The organism is Streptomyces sp. NPDC055189 (genome assembly GCF_053606765.1).
In genome coordinates, this window is sequence record NZ_JBSGSG010000027.1 from 1 (window position 1) to 17,744 (window position 17,744).

Consider the following 17,744-nt stretch of genomic DNA (forward strand, 5'->3'; position numbering starts at 1 on the left):
AACGCCCGGTTACATTCCGAACCCGGAAGCTAAGCCTCACAGCGCCGATGGTACTGCAGGGGGGACCCTGTGGGAGAGTAGGACGCCGCCGAACTATTATTACGGGAAACCCCCGCACCCTCTGGGTGCGGGGGTTTTCTGCGTTTAGGGTCGAGTTATGCGATACGACCTGGTCATCTTCGACAATGACGGCGTCCTAGTGGACAGCGAACCGCTTTCCAACACCATCCTCGCCGCCTATCTGACCGAACTCGGCCACCCCACCACGTATGAGGACTCCCTGCGTGACTACATGGGGGCCGCCGTTCATCGCGTACACGATCTGGTTCTTGAGCGCAGTGGGCAGCGGTTGCCCGAGGATTTTGATGCGGCCTTCCACGCTCGGGTATTCGAGGCCTTCGAGCGGGAGCTGGAGCCAGTGGCGGGGGCCGTCGGCGTACTGGAGAAGCTGGTGGCCGGTGGGGTGCCGTACTGCCTTGCCTCGTCGGGGAGTCATGAGCGGATTCGGGTCGGGCACCGCAGGACCGGACTCGACCGGTGGTTCGATGACGAGCGGATCTTCAGTTCCGAGGACGTGGGGCGGGGGAAGCCGGCGCCGGATCTCTTTCTGTATGCGGCCGAGCGCATGGGGGTGGCGCCCGAGAAGTGTGTGGTGGTCGAGGACAGTCCGCTGGGGGTCCGGGCTGCATTGGCGGCGGGGATGGATGTCTACGGGTTCACCGCCATGACGCCCGCGGAGCGGTTGTCAGGGGCCACCGAACTCTTCGGGGACATGGGGGAGTTGGCTGACCTGCTCGTATGACACGGGCTGTGGGATCGGTCTGACATTTGTCACTGCCAGGTCCGGACGATCGTTTCTGTCGGCCGATGGGGGGTCGCGGCGAAGCTGAGTACGTCGAGAACGAACGGCACGCACTCAGTGACAGTGACAGGGACGACGGAGGACCGATCACCATGAGCCAGCTCGCCACCACCACGGCCACAGGAGACACAGCAGCCGCAGAAGCAGCCCCCGCCGAAGCCTCCGTCCGGCAGTCGCGCTGGGAGTCGCTGAAGCCGCTCGTCCTTGACGCGGCGGTGCCCACAGCCTCGTACTACCTGCTCAGCAAGGGGTTCGGTATGGGCACGATGGCGGCGCTCGCCTGGAGCAGTGTGGTGCCCGCGGGGCGGACGCTGTGGAGCGTGGTCAAGGAGCGGCAGGTGAACGGGCTGGCGGCGCTCATTCTGGCCGCCAACGTCGTCGGGCTGCTGCTCAGCCTGGTGGCCGGTGATCCCCGGTTGATGCTCGCCAAGGACAGTGGGATCACCGCGACGATCGGGATTGCCGTGCTGGTGTCCGTGGCCGGCGGGAGGCCGTTGATGACCGCCGGGCTCAAGCCCTGGGTCACCAAGGGCAATCCGGTGCGGACCGCGGTGTGGGAGCGGCTGATCGCCGAGCGAGGGCAGTTCGCACGGATGGAGCGGATGTTCTCGGTGTTCTGGGGCGTGGCGCTGTTCGGTGAGGCAGTGGTGCGAGCCGTGGGGGCCTACACGCTGCCCATCGACACCATGGTCTGGCTCGGCGGTGCGATCGCCGCGGTCACCATTACGGCGACGGTCATGGTGAGTGGCGCCCTGGTCGTCGACCCGATGGAGAAGAAGGTGAGCGCGGAGGTCGCCGCGCTCGGGCGGTGAGGGAAGGCGCGAGGCAGAAGAAGGGGAGAAGAAGGGGAGAAGCAGGGAAGCCGTAGGGAATTGAGTGGGTGATCTATCTACCCACCGGTAGTCAGGGGTCCTACGCTCTGCAGCCATGACAGATGAGCTGCGGCGCGGCAGGGCCTCTTTGGCGTTCAGCTTCCTGGTGCAGGGCGTCACCTTCGCGTTGCTGGTGACGCGGATCCCTGCCATCCAGGATCAGTACGGGATATCCGACGGCCTGCTGCCGGTGTTCCTGGCCGCCGTGCCGATCCTTGCGGGTGTCGGCAGCGTGGGTACGGAGTGGCTGGTCAAGCGGGTGCCGCCCAGCCGTGTGCTGCGGTGGGCGCAGCCCGTGGTGCTCCTGGCGCTGCTCGGGGTCGGCGCGGGCGACGCACTGTGGCAAGTGGCGGTGGCGCTCGGGGCGTTCGGGCTTTCGGTGGGGGCGCTCGACGCTTCCATGAACATGCTCGGGGTGAGTCTGCAGCGGACGTACGGGCGCAGCATCATGCTGGGGTTTCACGCGGCGTACAGCCTGGGCGGGATCGCGGGGGCTTCGCTCGCGTGGGCGGGGGCGCACTGGGATCTGTCGCTCTTCGTCTCTTATCTGCCGGTCGTCGTCGTGCTGTTGCCGGCGGCGCTGGTGGGGAGTCGGTGGTACGTCGATGCCGATGGCGGGGGTGATGAGGGTGCCGCCGGTGAGGGCAAGGGCGGGCCCGTCGTCTTCAAGCTGCTCCTGCCGCTGTGTCTGGTGATGACCTTCGCGTACATCGGGGATTCGACCGTCTCCAACTGGAGCGCGAAGTATCTGCAGGACGTGCTCGGGAGTTCGGAGGAGGTCTCGACCGTCCCCTACAACGTCTACATGGTCATGACCCTGCTCGGGCGGGGGCTCGGGGACCTGGGCGTGCGTCGGTTCGGGGCCGTGGCCGTGGTGCGGGCCGGGTCGGTGGTGGGCGCTCTCGGGTTCGCGATCGTGGCGGCGGCGCCGGGGGCGTGGACCGGGATTCTGGGCTTCACGGTGCTTGGGCTCGGGCTGTGCGTGATCGTTCCGCAGACCTTCGCCGCGGCGGGGCGGCTCTTTCCCGGGGCCTCGGATGCCGCTGTCGCGCGGCTCAATATCTTCAACTATGTGGGGTTCCTGATCGGTTCTCCGCTGGTGGGGGCGCTCGGGGACGCCTGGAACTACCGGGCGGCGATGCTCGTTCCCATGGTGTTGGTGCTCGTGACCTTGTTGTACGCCCGTTCCTTCGCCCCCGGAGCGGACCGATACGGTGACGGGCATGAGCGGGCGCGCACAGCTGATGTGGGACGAGGCAGTAACGGGCTATGACTTCGGTCCTGAGCACCCCATGGACCCGGTCCGGCTCGCGCTGACCAGAAGTCTGGTCGGTGCCTTCGGCCTCGACCGTGAGGTGGAAGTGGTCGCGGCCAAGCGTGCCGGTGACTCGACGCTGCGGCTCGTGCATCGCGAGGACTATGTGGACGCGGTCAAGGCGGCGTCCGCCGATCCGGCGTCGGCGGACGGCAGCTATGGCCTCGGCACCCCGGATGATCCGGCCTTCGCGGGGATGCACGAGGTGTCGGCGCTGATCGCCGGGCAGTCGGTGGGAGCGGCGGAAGCGGTGTGGCGCGGGGAAGCGCTGCATGCGGTGAACTTCGCCGGCGGGCTGCACCATGCGATGCCGGGGTCCGCTTCGGGGTTCTGCATCTACAACGATGCCTCGCTGGCCATCGCGCGGCTGCTCGAGCTCGGTGCCGAGCGGGTCGCGTACGTGGATGTTGACGTGCACCACGGGGACGGGGTGCAGGCGTCCTTCTGGGACGATCCGCGGGTCTTGACGATCTCGATGCACGAACATCCGCGGACGTTGTTTCCGCAGACCGGGTGGCCCGAGGAGACGGGGGCGGCCGGTGCCGCCGAGGGCTCAGCGGTGAATGTGGCGTTGCCGGCCGGGACCGGGGACGCGGGGTGGGTGCGGGCGTTCCACGCTGTCGTGCCGGAGTTGCTGGCGGAGTTCAGGCCGCAGGTGCTCGTCACTCAGCACGGGGCCGACACGCATTTCGAGGATCCGCTGGCCCACCTCGCCGTTTCGCTCGATGCGCAGCGGGCGGTGCAGGTGGCATGCCATGAGCTGGCGCATTCGTATGCCGACGGGCGGTGGGTCGCTCTGGGCGGGGGTGGGTACGCCGTGGTGGATGTGGTGCCCCGGTCCTGGACGCATCTGACCGCTATCGCCGCGGGGCGGGAGGTCGATCCTTCGGAGATGATTCCGGAGGCCTGGCGGCAGGAAGTCTTTGCTCGTACTCGGCAGTTGGCGCCTGCGCGGATGAGTGATGGGCGGTGGCCCGTCGCCTTCGCGGACTGGTCCGAGGGGTATGACCCCGCTGATCGGCTTGACCAGGCGGTGCTTGCTGCTCGCCGGGCGGCGTTTCCGTTGCGGGGGCTTTTGCCGTAGCCGTGCGGGTGGGGCGGGCCCTGCGGGGCTTTCCCCAAAGCAGGGGCCCCACGACGGGCTGGATTGTCGACCTGTTAGCCCAAGTGTGGGGGTTTTCCAGGGTTTTGGGGGTGGCCGTCCGAGTAATGCGTCAACATCGAGCGCGTGTTGAGCACCGGAGCGTTGCGTGCGCATCTGTTGGCTGCCCGTCTTGCCGGGCCCGTGGCCACCCTGCGGGAAGAGAGTCTGCGGAGTTATCGGCTCTTCGCGGCCCGGGACCCCCGGATACTCCTGGGGCTCGATCCCGAGTGGAGTTGGGGCCCGGGGGACCTGCTGGGGCTGATGGCGGACAAGTGCGGGGTCTCAGCCGACCCGCGGCACACATCGGGGGCCGACGTCATCGACCCCGAGAGGACGTTGGCCGCGCTCGACGCCTTCGCCGAGAGGGTCGCGGACGCGGCCCGAAGGCGGATTCCCGTGCTCCTCGGGACAGGTCATCCGCACCGTCTCCTCGGCTTCTACGCCGCGCTGGCGGACGCTTTATCGGCGGCCGGGTGCACCGTTCTCACCCCCGCGCAGGGCAACAGTGTCGACATAACGACCCGGTTCGGTCTACGCACGTACAACCTTGACTACGTACAAGGAGTCGCGCTGGTGCGGGAACCCGGCGCGCGTCCCGCCGGGAGTGAGACCGGCGCACACACCCATTCTCCGCTCCCGGTTCGAGCCGCGCTCGAGGCCGCTGCGGAGGCCGATGGGCCGCTTCCAGAGCTTGTCATCGGGGACCACGGATGGGTCTGCGGGGCAGGTCAGCTGGGGTTCGAGGCGATCGGTCTGGCGGATACGGATGATCCCGCGCTGTTCGTCGGAGAGGCCGAGGGGCAGGTGTCCGTCGTCGTTCCGCTTGATGACGCTGTGCGGTCTGATTACTACCGACCGCTTACTCGCTATGTACTCAATCGAGCGTGTCTGTCACAGTAGGCGGCCGATCGCTACTCCTCTTCCCCACTCGCATCATCCGCCCCTAGTCTGGTGAGTGAGCGCGCAGAGACGAAGAGTCACCGGAAGGGGAAGCCGGTGCCCGTCATGTGCGGAAGGTTCAGGTGGGGTGTCATGGCTGCAGACCAGAGGCCGCTGAACGAGGTTCAGTTCCTGACCGTGGCGGAAGTCGCCTCGGTGATGCGAGTGTCCAAGATGACCGTGTACCGCTTGGTGCACAGCGGTCATCTGCCCGCCATCCGGGTCGGGAGGTCCTTCCGGGTCCCGGAGCAGGCGGTTCACGAGTACCTCCGCGAGTCCTATGTAGGGGTCGAGGCGGGCTGACCGGAGTCGATCGATCCCCCTCGATTACGTCCCTCACCCAGGGGCGGGTAGGCTAGGGCCGACGTAGGTCGTGTGGGCCCAGTCAGCTGCCCCGCACCGAGTGAAGAGAAGTGAGCGAGGGTAGTCGTGGGCTCTGTTATCAAGAAGCGGCGTAAGCGGATGGCCAAGAAGAAGCACCGCAAGCTGCTGAAGCGCACCCGCGTTCAGCGTCGCAACAAGAAGTAAGCGACAGCTGTACAGCGCGTACCGAAGCCCTCCCGTCATCCGGCGGGAGGGCTTCGGCGTTTTCGGGGTACTCGCTGGTTGGCGCCTGCGGGTCGGCCGCCGGCTTGCCCGGGCGTCTTCCGGCCGGTTTTCGGGCCGTACCGGAGCACCCGGGGGCTTGTTTCGAACGTACGCTCTGGGCAGGATGTGCGTCCCGATCCGGCGTACGTCCTGGTCTGGGCATAGGGCCAGGTCCGTGCACCTGTGTTGTGGCTGTCGTCACTTCCTGCATCGGGCGGTCATCACAGCGCAACATCGACCCGCTAGCGTGTGCCAGGAGAGAAATGATGGGGCGCGGCAGGACTTCAAGGGCTGGGGAAGGCAGGCGCTGATCTTGGGCAAGGTCGTGCTCGTGACCGGGGTGGCCCGACAACTGGGCGGGCGGTTCGTCCGACGCGCGCTGCGGGACCCCGAGGTCGACCGGGTGGTCGCCGTGGACGCGGTTCCCCCGGAGCACCATCTGGGCGGTGCCGACTTCGTCCAGGCCGACATCCGGCAGCCCGCGATCGCCAAGGTGCTGGCCGAGTTCTCCGTCGACACGGTCGTGCACATGGACGTGACGGGCACCGCGCTGGCCGGCGGCAACCGCGGCTCGCTCAAGGAAACCAACGTCATCGGCACCATGCAGCTGCTCGGTGCCTGCCAGAAGTCGCCCACGGTCAAGCGGCTCGTGGTGAAGTCGAGCACCAACGTGTACGGCTCCGCCCCGCGCGACCCCGCGGTCTTCACCGAGACGACGCCGCCGAAGTCGCTGCCGAGCGGCGGCTTCGCCAAGGACACCGTCGAGGTCGAGGGATACGTACGCGGATTCGCCCGCCGCAGGCCGGACGTGGCGGTCTGCGTGCTGCGCTTCGCGAACATCCTGGGCCCCACGGCGGACTCCCCGCTCGCCGAGTACTTCTCGCTGCCGGTCCTGCCGACCGTTTTCGGCTACGACCCGCGGTTGCAGTTCGTGCACGAGGACGACGCGATCGAGGTCCTGCGCCTGGGGGCGCGCGACCCGGAGCGCGGGACGCTCAACAGCGGCACGTTCAACATCGCGGGCGACGGCCTGCTGCTGCTCTCGCAGTGCTCGCGGCGCCTGGGGCGTCCGACGCTGCCGGTGTTCATGCCCGCGGTCACCTGGGTCGGCCAGGCGCTGCGCACCCTGGGCGCGACGGACTTCTCGCCCGAGCAGATCAGGCTGCTCACCCATGGCCGGGTCGTGGCCACCCGGCAGATGCGCGAGACACTGGGCTTCAGCCCCAAGTACACGACCGCGGAGACCTTCGCGGATTTCGTACGCAGTCGGGGTCCGGGACTTCTGCCGCCGCAGGCCGTCGCGGGGGCCATCGACCGGATCGCCACGCTGCCCTTCGCGGGCAACCAGAGCGCCAACTGAGGAGAGCGTCAACGATGGCGGACGCCAAGGTCATTCCGTTCGACGACGACCGGTCGCGCGCGGGTGCGCAGCGCCCGTCGCGGCGCAGGGGCACGACGGGCACGGCCCGGCGCAAGAACGATCCGGCAGCCGTGCGTGAGGTCACGGCCATGCCGGGCAAGCAGGACGGGGAACCGCAGGTGGAAGGGGCCGAGCCGCAGCCTTCGCGGCAGGAGGCCGCCGGGCCGGGGACGGCGTCCGGGACCGTACCGGAGCCGCGGGACGGTGGCGGTGGCCTGGAGCGGCGTATCGCGGGAGGTCTCGCGTTCCTGCGCCGGCGGCTGACGGGCGACTACGAGGTCGACGACTTCGGTTACGACGAGGAGCTCACCGACCAGGTCCTGATGTCCCTGGTGCGGCCGCTGTACGAGAAGTACTTCCGCGTCGAGGTGAAGGGCATCGAGAACATCCCTTCCGAGGGCGGGGCGCTGATCGTCTCCAACCACTCCGGGACGCTGCCGCTCGACGGCCTGATGATGCAGGTCGCCGTGCACGACAACCACCCCGAGGGGCGGCATCTGCGGCTGCTCGCGGCGGATCTCGTCTTCATGCTGCCGGTGGTCAATGAGCTGGCCCGCAAGGCGGGGCACACGCTGGCGTGCGCCGAGGACGCGGAGCGGCTCCTTGAGCGGGGTGAGCTGGTCGGGGTGATGCCGGAGGGGTTCAAGGGCATCGGGAAGCCGTTCAGCGAGCGCTACAAGCTGCAGCGCTTCGGGCGTGGCGGGTTTGTCTCCACCGCCCTGCGGGCGGGGACGCCGATCGTTCCGTGCTCGATCGTGGGGGCGGAGGAGATCTACCCGATGATCGGGAACGCGAAGACGCTTGCGCGGGTGCTCGGCTTTCCGTATTTCCCGATCACGCCTACGTTTCCCTGGCTCGGGCCGCTTGGGGCGTTGCCGTTGCCGACGAAGTGGACGATTCAGTTCGGGGAGCCGATTCCCACGGACGGGTATCCGCCGGAGGCGGCGGAGGATCCGATGCTGATGTTCAACCTGACCGATCAGGTGCGGGAGCAGATCCAGCACACCCTGTACAAGCTGCTTGTGCAGCGGCGGTCTGTGTTCTTCTGACCCTTCGCCCCCTGGACCCCCTTACAGGATGGCCTCAAACGCCGGACGGGCTGAACCCCAAGGGGTCCAGCCCGTCCGGCGGTCGTGTACTACTTCGCGTCCTCCTCGTCGATTCCCAGGCCCGGCAGCAAGCCGGGCAGGATCGGCGGGACCGTGACGTCCGGCTTCGGGGCCGGGGTTTCCTTCTTGCCGGACGAGTCGCCGTTCGACGGGCTGGTCGGCGTCGTGTCGGACTTCGGGGGGTCCAGGAGGCCGCCCGTGTTGCCGCCCAGCAAGCCGTCGTCCTCGCCCTTGTCCGGTGCGGAGGGGCGGGGCTCGCCCTTGTCGGCGCTTGCTCCGTCCCGCGGGGAGGAGTCCGGGGCCGAGGGGCTGTCCGGGGCGTAGGAGTCGGAGGAGCCGCCCTGGCTCGGCCGGCCGGGGGCTTCGCCCTTGTCCGGGGTGCGCGGGAAGAGGGAGCGGAGGGGGTCCACTTCCTGGTCCATCGCGTCGAAGACGGAGTTCACCTGCTCGCCCACGTCGCCGAGCTGGACGGGGAGCCTGCTCTGCAGGTCGCGCCAGCTTCTGCGGTGTGACTCGGAGAAGGCGGACAGGGTCTGCATGGGACCGAGCGAGCCGTCCCGTTCGTACGCCTCGTGCAGCAGGCGGTGGCCTTCCGTGGCGTCGTGCCGCATGCCGGAGAGGGCCCGCCTGATCTCGCCCAGGGACTCGTGGTCGAGGTCGCCGGAGCGGCCCCGCTCCATCAGCCGGCGGGCTTCGTTCAGGCGCGTCGAGGCGTGGTCGAGATAGATCCCGCCCTTGTCGCTGCTGTCGTCGGCCATGCCGAGCTTGAGGTCCTCCATGCCGCGCTTCAAGCCGTACAGCGAATCGCCCGGCAGCGCGTCGGAGCTGGCGGCGGCCACTCCGCTGAACGCCCCGGCGGCCACGCCGACGGTGAGCCCGCCTGCGGCGATGCCCTTCGACAGCCTGGAGCGCGGCTTCAGTTTGCGCAGCCCCGTGGCCCGGTGGGCGCCTTTACGGGACCGCTGTTCGGGCACCGAGGTGCCGATGGTCCCACCGCCCGCGGCCGTGCCCTCAAGGAGCATGGCTTCCATGGCGGCTACGAGCTGGGCCCGCTGGACCACTTTGACCTCGGGGTCCAGCTCCGGCTTCGGCAGCTCGCCGAGGCCGTTCGCCAGCGTCAACATCTGGTCCGGCGCCGTCTGTTCGGACGGCGCGGAATCGGGTGTGACGGGACCTTCGGTCTGCTCGGCCGCCGGGCCCTGGTCGGATTGCTCCTCAAGGGCTTGGGCGAAGGCGTTCGCCCGCCGGTGTGCCGATACGTTCGCGATCACTGGCGGCACCTCCTCTCGTCATGACGGTCGACTCCCCAGGGGGTCCTGAGGGTTGCACCACTTGAGCACATCCACACGATCGAGTGAGTGGAGGTAATCAGGGGGCGACCACAGGGAGCCTGCATCCCGCACAACGAGCGTCGCGGCACTTGGGTTACGGACGGAGGATGATCGGACCGCCCTAATTCCGCGACGGCCATCTGGCCGCCACGGAGGGTGAGTTGGACACTCCGTACGGCTACAGAGGGCTATCGGCGGGGTGCGGTGCTAGCGCGCGTCGTCCGGCAGGAGCCGGGCGAGGGTACGGACCGCGCGGTACTGGAGGGTCTTGATCGCGCCCTCGTTCTTGCCCATCACCCGAGCGGTCTCGGCGACCGAGAGGCCCTGCAGGAAGCGCAGGGTCACGCACTCCTGCTGCTGGGGGTTGAGGCGGCGCACGGCGTCGAGCAGTGCGGCGTTGGAGAGGGACTCCAGGACGGAGTCCTCGGGGCTGCGCTCGACCTCGTTGGCGTCGAGCATTTCGCCGGTGGTCACTTCGAGGCGGAAACGGCTCGATTTGAAGTGGTCGGCGACCAGGTTGCGGGCGATCGTGACCAGCCAGGCGCCGAAGTCACGGCCCTGCCAGGTGAACGTGCTGATGCGGCGCAGGGCGCGCAGAAAGGTCTCGCTGGTGAGGTCCTCGGCGGTCGCCTTGCCGCCGACGCGGTAGTAGATGTAGCGGTAGACCGTGTCGCTGTACTGGTCGTAGAGACGGCCGAAGGCGTCGGACTCGCCCGCCTGGGCGCGTTCGACGAGATCCATCATGCGGGCGCTGTCGCTGTCCGCGGCGGGACGGCGGTGGGTGGGGGTTGAGGTGGCGGCAGAGGCGGAACGAGCCCGTCTGCTGACCGCCGCGCCGCTGTCCGCCAGGGCGTAGAGCGGCCCGGCGGGTGTGGGGACGGCAAATGCGGGGACGGCGGGGCCGGCGTACGCGGTGGGGACGAAGCCGCGCAAGCGGTCGGCGACCGTTGCGCGCAGCGTAGCCAGGCCCGAGGCGTCAACCCCGACGTGTGGGTACACGGGACTCCCAGAGGCAGAGCTTCCATCACGTGCAGTGCGGAACCGTTCACCCGTCGTAGCGACGTGTGGGGTCCGTAATGCGTCTGAGGAGAATAACGCTTCGTACAGGCGGCACTACACCCAGTTGCTCAAATCACCGATTACGTCGCTTCTGTTACCGGTCGATGCCCGTTCAAGTAGCGCACAGTGATCGCTTATTGATCGAAGTGGTTCACATTCCGTCTAAGCGCGGTGCGTGTTGTGGTCGAGTGCTACCAACGTGACTGGCGGGAGCCGGGGCGGGGTATGACCGAGAGAATGTTCAGTGGCGGCGGCGGTGCAGGGCGATGGCCGCGGCCGTGCCGCCCGCCAGTGCGCCGACACCCGCGGCGGCCGGGATACCGACCTTGGCGGCCTTGCGGCCGGTGCGGTAGTCCCGCAGGCGCCAGTCCCGCTCGCGCGCGTGCTTGCGCAGCTTGGCGTCGGGATTGATCGCGTACGGATGCCCGACCAGCGAGAGCATCGGGATGTCGTTGTGCGAATCGCTGTACGCCGCACAGCGGGCCAGATCCAGGCCCTCCGCCGAGGCAAGGGCGCGGACCGCCTCGGCCTTCGCCGGGCCGTGCAGGGGCTCGCCGACGAGCTTTCCCGTATAGATGCCGTCCATGGACTCGGCGACCGTGCCGAGGGCGCCGGTCAGGCCCAGGCGGCGGGCGATGATCGTCGCGGTCTCCACCGGGGCGGCCGTCACCAGCCAGACCTTCTGGCCCGCGTCGAGATGGGCCTGGGCGAGGGCGCGGGTGCCGGGCCAGATGCGCTCGGCCATGTACTCGTCGTAGATCTCCTCGCCGATGGACATCAGCTCGGCGACGCGGTGGCCCTTGACGATGGACAGGGCGCTGTCGCGGGCGTCCTGCATGTGCTCGGGGTCCTCGACGCCCGCGAGCCTGAACCACGCCTGCTGCCAGGCGAATCTGGCCAGCTCCTGGCGCTCGAAGAACTTCCGCTTGTAGAGGCCGCGACCGAAGTGGAAGATCGCGGCGCCCTGCATCACGGTGTTGTCGAGGTCGAAGAAGGCGGCGGCCTTGTCGTCGCCGACGACCGGGAACTCCGGCTCGGCGGGCTCCTCGGGAGCGGGCTCGACCGCGAGAGCCGCGGCGGCCGCGGCGTCGTCGAGCGCCTCCTGCTCCTGGGAGGACTTGCGCGCTGCCTCAGCCGAGGCCTCGCCTGCCAACACGCTCCGCGCGGTGGCGGAGCGCCTACGGGGGGTGAGCCATCCGAGAGCGGCCATGTCGTGAGCATAGCTAGTTCGTTCGGTCGTTCCGGAGTCGGCAGGATTCCACGCTGTGAACTCTCCGCGACCGCACCGTTAAACGGACGGGCAAACAGGCGGGCCGTGCGGCGCGTCGACGGGCGAGAATGGTGTCATGAGCCCGATTTTTCGCCGTACGGAGAAGAAGAAGCCCGAAGACCGGACCGTCACCTTGATCGGCAAGCCCGGCTGCCATCTGTGTGATGACGCACAGCTGGTGATCGAAAAGGTCTGCGGCGATCTTGGGGTCGCGTGGGAGAAGAAGGACATCACGCTGGACGAAGAGCTCAACCGGGCCTACTGGGAACAGATTCCGGTGGTTCTGGTCGACGGGGAGCAGCACACCTTCTGGCGCGTGGACGAGGACCGGCTGCGCCGCGAGCTCGCTCCGTAGTCCGAATCGTCACTGACCGACGAGTACAAACGGCCCGAATGGTCCCTTAGGATCGTGGGCGGTTTGGTCTCGGGGGCGATGATCGTGAGGAGAGTGTGCGGTTTTGCCCCCATCAAATGAGCAACGCCGCCCCCTGTGCGCCGGTTCCAGGAATGCACGCCCGGGGCGCGTGACCCCGGTCACGTTGGCCGGGCAAATCGGACACTATCTTTGTGCACGCGTTCACAAAGACATAGCCTGCATTCGACGGGGCGGTCTGGGGACGTGTGACCGCCTGCAGCCCCGCTCTACCCGCAGGAGCACCGTGGCAACTGGCCGAACTCACCGACCGGCGACCCGCAGCCGAGGGATTCCCGAGGCCACCGTCGCCAGGCTTCCGCTGTACCTCCGAGCCCTCACCGCTCTGTCGGAGCGCTCGGTGCCCACGGTCTCCTCCGAGGAGCTCGCGGCCGCCGCGGGGGTCAACTCCGCGAAGCTGCGCAAGGACTTCTCCTACCTCGGTTCCTACGGGACGCGCGGCGTGGGCTACGACGTCGAGTACCTCGTCTACCAGATCTCGCGCGAGCTCGGCCTGACCCAGGACTGGCCCGTCGTGATCGTCGGTATCGGTAACCTCGGTGCGGCGCTTGCCAATTACGGCGGATTCGCCTCGCGCGGCTTCCGTGTCGCCGCGCTGATCGACGCCGACCCGGCGATGGCGGGCACGCCCGTCGCGGGCATGCCGGTGCAGCACACGGACGACCTCGAAAAGATCATCAGCGACAACGGCGTCTCCATCGGTGTCATCTCCACCCCGGCGGGCGCCGCCCAGCAGGTCTGCGAGCGGCTCGTCGCCGCCGGTGTGACCTCGATCCTGAACTTCGCGCCCACCGTTCTCTCCGTGCCCGACGGCGTCGACGTACGCAAGGTGGACCTCTCCATCGAGCTGCAGATCCTCGCCTTCCACGAGCAGCGCAAGGCCGGTGAGGAAGCGGCGGCCGACGGTGTCGAGCCGCCCGCCGCCGCCAAGCAGCAGCGCAAAGGACCCGACGGGGACGTCCCCGCCGTGATGCCGGCATGAGTCTCCTCGTCGTAGGGCTGAGCCACCGCAGTGCCCCGGTGAGCGTGCTCGAGCGGGCCGCCCTGGCCGCCGACGCGCAGGCCAAGCTCCTCCAGGACACGCTCGCCGCCGAGCCCGCGGCCGAAGCGGCCGTGCTCGCCACCTGCAACCGCATCGAGCTGTACGCCGACGTGGACAAGTTCCACGCGGGCGTCGCCGAGCTGTCGACCCTGCTCGCGCAGCACAGCGGTGTCGGCCTGGAAGAGCTCACCCCTTATCTGTACGTCCACTACGAGGACCGGGCCGTCCACCACCTGTTCTCGGTGGCCTGCGGCCTTGACTCGATGGTCGTCGGCGAGGGCCAGATCCTCGGCCAGATAAAGGACACCCTCGCGCGCGCCCAGGAGCTGCACACCGCGGGGCGCCTCCTCAACGACCTCTTCCAGCAGGCCCTGCGGGTCGGCAAGCGCGCGCACTCGGAGACCGGCATCGACCGGGCCGGGCAGTCGCTCGTGACCTTCGGCCTCGAACAGCTCGCCGGGCGCGAGCCGGTCGAGGTGTGGGCCAAGGGCAAGTGCGCCCTGGTCATCGGCGCCGGATCGATGTCCTCGCTCGCCGCGGCCACGCTCGCGCGGGCCGGTGTCCACGAGGTCGTCGTCGCCAACCGCACCCTCGACCGGGCGCACCGCCTCGCGGAGATCCTCTCGGAGGGCGGCACCGGCACCATCGCGCGCGCCGTGCCGATGGACCAGGTGGCGGCCGAACTGACACGTGCAGATGTCGCCGTCTCCTGTACCGGCGCCACGGGTCTCGTCCTGACGGCCGAGGCCGTCGCGGCCGGGGTCGCGGACCGCACGGGCACGCCCGCCATGGTCGGCGCACCCCTGGCACCCGCCGGGCCCGGCACTCCGGCCCCCTCCGCCGCGTACGACACCGCCCCCGGCACCGCTCCCGACGCCGACGAGGCGTGCCCGCTCGGGCTCTCCGGTGACGGTGCGGCCGTACCCCGCGGCGTCGGCTTCTCCGTCATGGGCGAGGACGCCGTGGCCGGGATGGACGCCGCGACCCTCGAACAGCACGCCGCCTGGGTGGACAACGCACCCGCCGCGCGCCGCGACGACCCGCAGAACGAGGCCGAGACCATCGCCGCGCTCGCCGCGGCCGTGGCCGCCGGCGCGCGGCTGCCCGACGAGCGCCGCCGCCGTCCCTCGCTCGTCGAGACGGGCAACGTCCTGCTCGCCCTGCTCGACCTGGCCATGCCCCGCGACATCGACGCGGCCGTGCACCGCATCGACGGCGTACGCCTCGTCGACATCGAGTCGCTCGCCGACGCCTCCGCCGATGCCCCGATGGCCGACGACGTGGAGAAGGTCCGCGGACTCGTCTCCGACGAGGTCGCCGCCTTCGGCGCCGCACAGCGGGCCGCGCACATCACGCCGACCGTGGTCGCCCTGCGCACCATGGCCGCCGACGTCGTCGCGAACGAGATCGCGCGGCTCGACGGACGGCTCCCCGGACTTGCCGAGAAGGAGCGCGCGGAGATCACCCAGACCGTCCGCCGCGTCGTCGACAAACTGCTCCACGCACCCACCGTGCGGGTCAAGCAGCTGGCCGGCGAGCCCGGCGGCGCAGGGTACGCGGACGCGCTGCGCACCCTCTTCGACCTCGACCCGCAGACGGTCGCCGCCGTCAGCAGGGCCGACAAGCTCAACGACTCCACCGACCAGAACGCACCGCAATCAGATCCGAATCGAGGCCGGGCATGACCGAGAGGGCACTCAGGCTCGGGACACGGCGCAGCAAGCTGGCCATGGCCCAGTCCGGGCAAGTCGCCGACACCGTACGCCGGTTGACCGGCCGCCCCGTAGAGCTCGTGGAGATCACGACGTACGGCGATACGTCCCGTGAGCACCTGGCGCAGATCGGCGGCACCGGCGTCTTCGTGACCGCCCTGCGCGACGCGCTGCTCGGCGGCGAGGTCGACTTCGCCGTGCACTCGCTGAAGGACCTGCCGACCGCGCAGCCGGACGACCTGGCCCTGGCCGCCGTGCCGCTGCGCGAGGACCCCCGTGACGTGCTCATCGCACGCGACGGGCTGACCTTCCCCGAGCTGCCGAGCGGCGCACGCATCGGTACGGGCTCGCCGCGCCGCATGGCGCAGCTCAACGCCTACGCCCGCAACCACGGACTCGCCATAGAGACCGTGCCGATCCGCGGGAACATCGACACCCGCATCGGATTCGTGCGCAAGGGCGAGCTCGACGCCGTCGTACTCGCCGCCGCCGGACTCCACCGCGTCGGCAGGATCGACGAGGTGACCGACTTCCTGGCGGTCGACACAATTCTGCCCGCCCCCGGCCAGGGGGCACTGGCGATCGAATGTGCCGCGTCCAACGCGGCACTGACCGCCGCGCTCGCCGAGCTCGACGACCCGTACACCCGGGCCGCCGTGACCGCCGAGCGATCCCTGCTCGCCGCCCTGGAAGCCGGTTGCAGCGCCCCCGTGGGCGCGCTGGCCGACCTCTTGGCCGACGGGCAGATTGTCAAGGAAATGCGCCTGCGCGGCGTCGTCGGGGCAACCGACGGCTCGGCGCTGGTGCAGCTGTCCACCACCGGTCCCGTGCCCGAGACGCATGACCAAGCCTTGGCGCTCGGCCGTGAACTCGCTGCCGAGATGCTTGCCAAGGGCGCGGCCGGTCTGATGGGGGAGCGAGCACTTTGAGCCCCACCTCGAACCTTCCCGGCCTTCCCGCACACGGGCACGTCACCTTCCTGGGTGCCGGACCCGGAGATCCGGGACTACTCACGCTGCGCGCCGTGGAGGCGCTGGCCCGAGCGGACGTACTGATCGCCGAGCCGGATGTGCTCGACGTCGTTCGCGCGCATGCCAGGGGAGGTGTGGACACACCTCGGCCAGGGACAGTTGACGACGCGTCAGCGATCGCCGAAGCGTCTCCAACCCGAGCCGCCGCCAATCTTGTCATGGAGGCAGCCAGGGGCGGCAGGCGGGTCGTGCGTGCCGTCAGCGGCGACCCCGGCTTCGACACCTACGCGGCCGAGGAGATGCTCGCCTGCGCCGCCGAGGGCATCTCCTTCGAAGTCGTGCCCGGCATCGCGGCGGCGGTCGGTGTACCCGCCTACGCGGGTGTTCCGCTGCGCGACGCCCAGGGCACGGACGTGCGCTTCGTCGACGCGCGCACCGCTTCCGACCGCTGCTGGAGCGAGGTGGGGGCGTCCGACGGGACTCTGGTCGTGTCGACCTCCCTGGACTCCGTGGCATCGGCCGCCGGTGAGCTGGTGTCGTGCGGGCGCAAGCCCGACACCCCGATGACGGTGACCGCCGCCGGTACGACTACGCGTCAGCGCACGTGGCAGGCGACCCTCGGCACCATCGCGCAGGTCCTCAAGCAGGCGAAGGTGCTGCCCTCGCCCGACGGAGGCCAGCCCGTCATAGCCGTGGTCGGTGAGCGGTCCGCCGCCGCCCAGCGCGACCAGCTGTCGTGGTTCGAGTCGAAGCCGCTCTTCGGGTGGCGGGTGCTCGTTCCGCGTACGAAGGAGCAGGCGGCCTCGCTCTCCGACCAGCTGAGCTCCTACGGGGCGGTGCCTCACGAGGTGCCGACCATCGCCGTCGAGCCGCCCCGCACGCCCCAGCAGATGGAGCGCGCGGTCAAGGGCCTCGTCACGGGTCGCTACGAGTGGATCGCCTTCACCAGCGTCAACGCGGTCAAGGCCGTGCGCGAGAAGTTCGAGGAGTACGGGCTCGACGCGCGCGCCTTCGCCGGGATCAAGGTCGCGGCGGTGGGCGAGCAGACGGCCGCGGCGCTGATCGCCTTCGGCGTGAAGCCCGACCTGGTGCCCAGCGGCGAGCAGTCGGCCGCCGGTCTCCTGGAGGACTGGCCGCCGTACGACCCGGTCTTCGACCCGATCGACCGTGTCTTCCTGCCGCGGGCCGACATCGCCACGGAGACCCTGGTCGCCGGGCTCATCGACCTCGGCTGGGAGGTCGACGACGTCACGGCCTACCGGACCGTGCGTGCGTCGCCGCCCCCGGCTGACACGCGTGAGGCGATCAAGGGCGGCGGCTTCGACGCCGTGCTCTTCACGTCCTCGTCGACCGTGCGGAACCTCGTCGGCATCGCCGGCAAGCCGCACAACGTGACCGTCATCGCGTGTATCGGTCCCGCCACCGCCAAGACCGCGGAGGAGCACGGGCTCCGGGTCGACGTGATGGCTCCGGAGCCGTCCGTCCACAAGCTGGCCGAGGCGCTCGCCGAGTTCGGCACTCGGCGCAGGCTCTCCGCGCTGGAGGCGGGGGACCCCGTCACCCGGCCCAGCGAGCGGCGTCCCGGTTCCCGCAGGCGGCGTGCGGCACCCTGAGTGCCGGGCGTACCGTAAATCACCGGCTTCGCCGAGTTCGTCCTCAAGCGCCGGACAGGCTGGA

Annotated in this window: 17 protein-coding genes and 1 rRNA gene; 15 read left to right on the forward strand and 3 right to left on the reverse strand. The window is 69.4% G+C overall.

Annotation, left to right across the window (positions count from 1 at the left end):
* The 10 genes from rrf to ACWFR3_RS20665 all read left to right on the forward strand — a co-directional run.
* A 5S ribosomal RNA gene (rrf, locus tag ACWFR3_RS20620) occupies nucleotides 1–94 on the forward strand; the annotation flags it as partial.
* Nucleotides 95–157: 63 nt separating this feature from the next.
* Entirely contained in the window at nucleotides 158–802 is a 645-nt protein-coding gene (locus ACWFR3_RS20625) for an HAD family hydrolase (protein WP_453736043.1), read from the forward strand.
* 152 nt (nucleotides 803–954) lie between these two features.
* Nucleotides 955–1,674, forward strand: a complete 720-nt coding sequence (locus ACWFR3_RS20630) for a VC0807 family protein (protein WP_453736044.1) — start codon at nucleotides 955–957, stop codon at nucleotides 1,672–1,674.
* A gap of 115 nt (nucleotides 1,675–1,789) precedes the next feature.
* Entirely contained in the window at nucleotides 1,790–3,007 is a 1,218-nt protein-coding gene (locus ACWFR3_RS20635; protein WP_453736045.1) for an MFS transporter, read from the forward strand.
* Entirely contained in the window at nucleotides 2,958–4,133 is a 1,176-nt protein-coding gene (locus ACWFR3_RS20640) for an acetoin utilization protein AcuC (protein WP_453736046.1), read from the forward strand. The genes ACWFR3_RS20635 and ACWFR3_RS20640 overlap by 50 nt, the downstream gene beginning before the upstream one ends.
* A 144-nt stretch (nucleotides 4,134–4,277) precedes the next feature.
* A complete protein-coding gene (locus ACWFR3_RS20645) occupies nucleotides 4,278–5,093 on the forward strand; it encodes a phosphatase (protein ID WP_453736047.1) in 816 nt (271 codons plus the stop codon).
* Nucleotides 5,094–5,225: 132 nt separating this feature from the next.
* Nucleotides 5,226–5,435, forward strand: coding sequence for a helix-turn-helix domain-containing protein (locus ACWFR3_RS20650; RefSeq protein ID WP_157869005.1), 210 nt, complete (start codon nucleotides 5,226–5,228; stop codon nucleotides 5,433–5,435).
* A gap of 126 nt (nucleotides 5,436–5,561) precedes the next feature.
* Nucleotides 5,562–5,660, forward strand: a complete 99-nt coding sequence (locus ACWFR3_RS20655; protein ID WP_003948845.1) for a 30S ribosomal protein bS22 — start codon at nucleotides 5,562–5,564, stop codon at nucleotides 5,658–5,660.
* Between the two features lie 373 nt (nucleotides 5,661–6,033).
* Nucleotides 6,034–7,080 (forward strand): NAD-dependent epimerase/dehydratase family protein, encoded by a 1,047-nt coding sequence (locus tag ACWFR3_RS20660; RefSeq protein WP_453736048.1) that lies wholly within the window; start codon nucleotides 6,034–6,036, stop codon nucleotides 7,078–7,080.
* A gap of 14 nt (nucleotides 7,081–7,094) precedes the next feature.
* Nucleotides 7,095–8,189 carry a lysophospholipid acyltransferase family protein gene (locus tag ACWFR3_RS20665; protein WP_453736049.1) on the forward strand — a complete coding sequence of 365 codons (1,095 nt, stop codon included), beginning with the start codon at nucleotides 7,095–7,097 and terminating at the stop codon, nucleotides 8,187–8,189.
* An 89-nt stretch (nucleotides 8,190–8,278) separates the two neighbouring features.
* Here ACWFR3_RS20665 and ACWFR3_RS20670 read toward each other — a convergent pair whose 3' ends face one another.
* The 3 genes from ACWFR3_RS20670 to ACWFR3_RS20680 all read right to left on the reverse strand — a co-directional run bounded on the left by ACWFR3_RS20670 (nucleotide 8,279) and on the right by ACWFR3_RS20680 (nucleotide 11,849).
* Complete coding sequence (locus ACWFR3_RS20670; protein WP_453736050.1) at nucleotides 8,279–9,520, reverse strand: DUF5667 domain-containing protein; 1,242 nt, start codon at nucleotides 9,518–9,520, stop codon at nucleotides 8,279–8,281.
* 267 nt (nucleotides 9,521–9,787) lie between these two features.
* Entirely contained in the window at nucleotides 9,788–10,579 is a 792-nt protein-coding gene (locus tag ACWFR3_RS20675) for an ECF subfamily RNA polymerase sigma factor, BldN family (protein WP_361199413.1), read from the reverse strand.
* A 301-nt stretch (nucleotides 10,580–10,880) separates the two neighbouring features.
* Nucleotides 10,881–11,849 carry an HAD family hydrolase gene (locus ACWFR3_RS20680; protein WP_453736051.1) on the reverse strand — a complete coding sequence of 323 codons (969 nt, stop codon included), beginning with the start codon at nucleotides 11,847–11,849 and terminating at the stop codon, nucleotides 10,881–10,883.
* A gap of 136 nt (nucleotides 11,850–11,985) precedes the next feature.
* Between ACWFR3_RS20680 and ACWFR3_RS20685 the strand changes: the two genes are divergently transcribed.
* From ACWFR3_RS20685 to ACWFR3_RS20705, 5 genes are all read left to right on the forward strand, one after another.
* The gene (locus ACWFR3_RS20685; RefSeq protein WP_453736052.1) at nucleotides 11,986–12,264 is read left to right on the forward strand and encodes a glutaredoxin family protein; all 279 of its coding nucleotides are present in this window, start codon (nucleotides 11,986–11,988) and stop codon (nucleotides 12,262–12,264) included.
* Between the two features lie 304 nt (nucleotides 12,265–12,568).
* A complete protein-coding gene (locus ACWFR3_RS20690; RefSeq protein ID WP_344519174.1) occupies nucleotides 12,569–13,324 on the forward strand; it encodes a redox-sensing transcriptional repressor Rex in 756 nt (251 codons plus the stop codon).
* Nucleotides 13,321–15,069, forward strand: a complete 1,749-nt coding sequence (locus ACWFR3_RS20695) for a glutamyl-tRNA reductase (RefSeq protein ID WP_453736053.1) — start codon at nucleotides 13,321–13,323, stop codon at nucleotides 15,067–15,069. Before ACWFR3_RS20690 ends, ACWFR3_RS20695 begins: the two co-directional genes overlap by 4 nt.
* Entirely contained in the window at nucleotides 15,066–16,025 is a 960-nt protein-coding gene (gene hemC / locus ACWFR3_RS20700) for a hydroxymethylbilane synthase (RefSeq protein WP_453736054.1), read from the forward strand. Before ACWFR3_RS20695 ends, hemC begins: the two co-directional genes overlap by 4 nt.
* Entirely contained in the window at nucleotides 16,022–17,680 is a 1,659-nt protein-coding gene (locus ACWFR3_RS20705; protein WP_453736055.1) for a uroporphyrinogen-III synthase, read from the forward strand. Before hemC ends, ACWFR3_RS20705 begins: the two co-directional genes overlap by 4 nt.
* The last annotated feature ends 64 nt before the right edge of the window (nucleotides 17,681–17,744 follow it).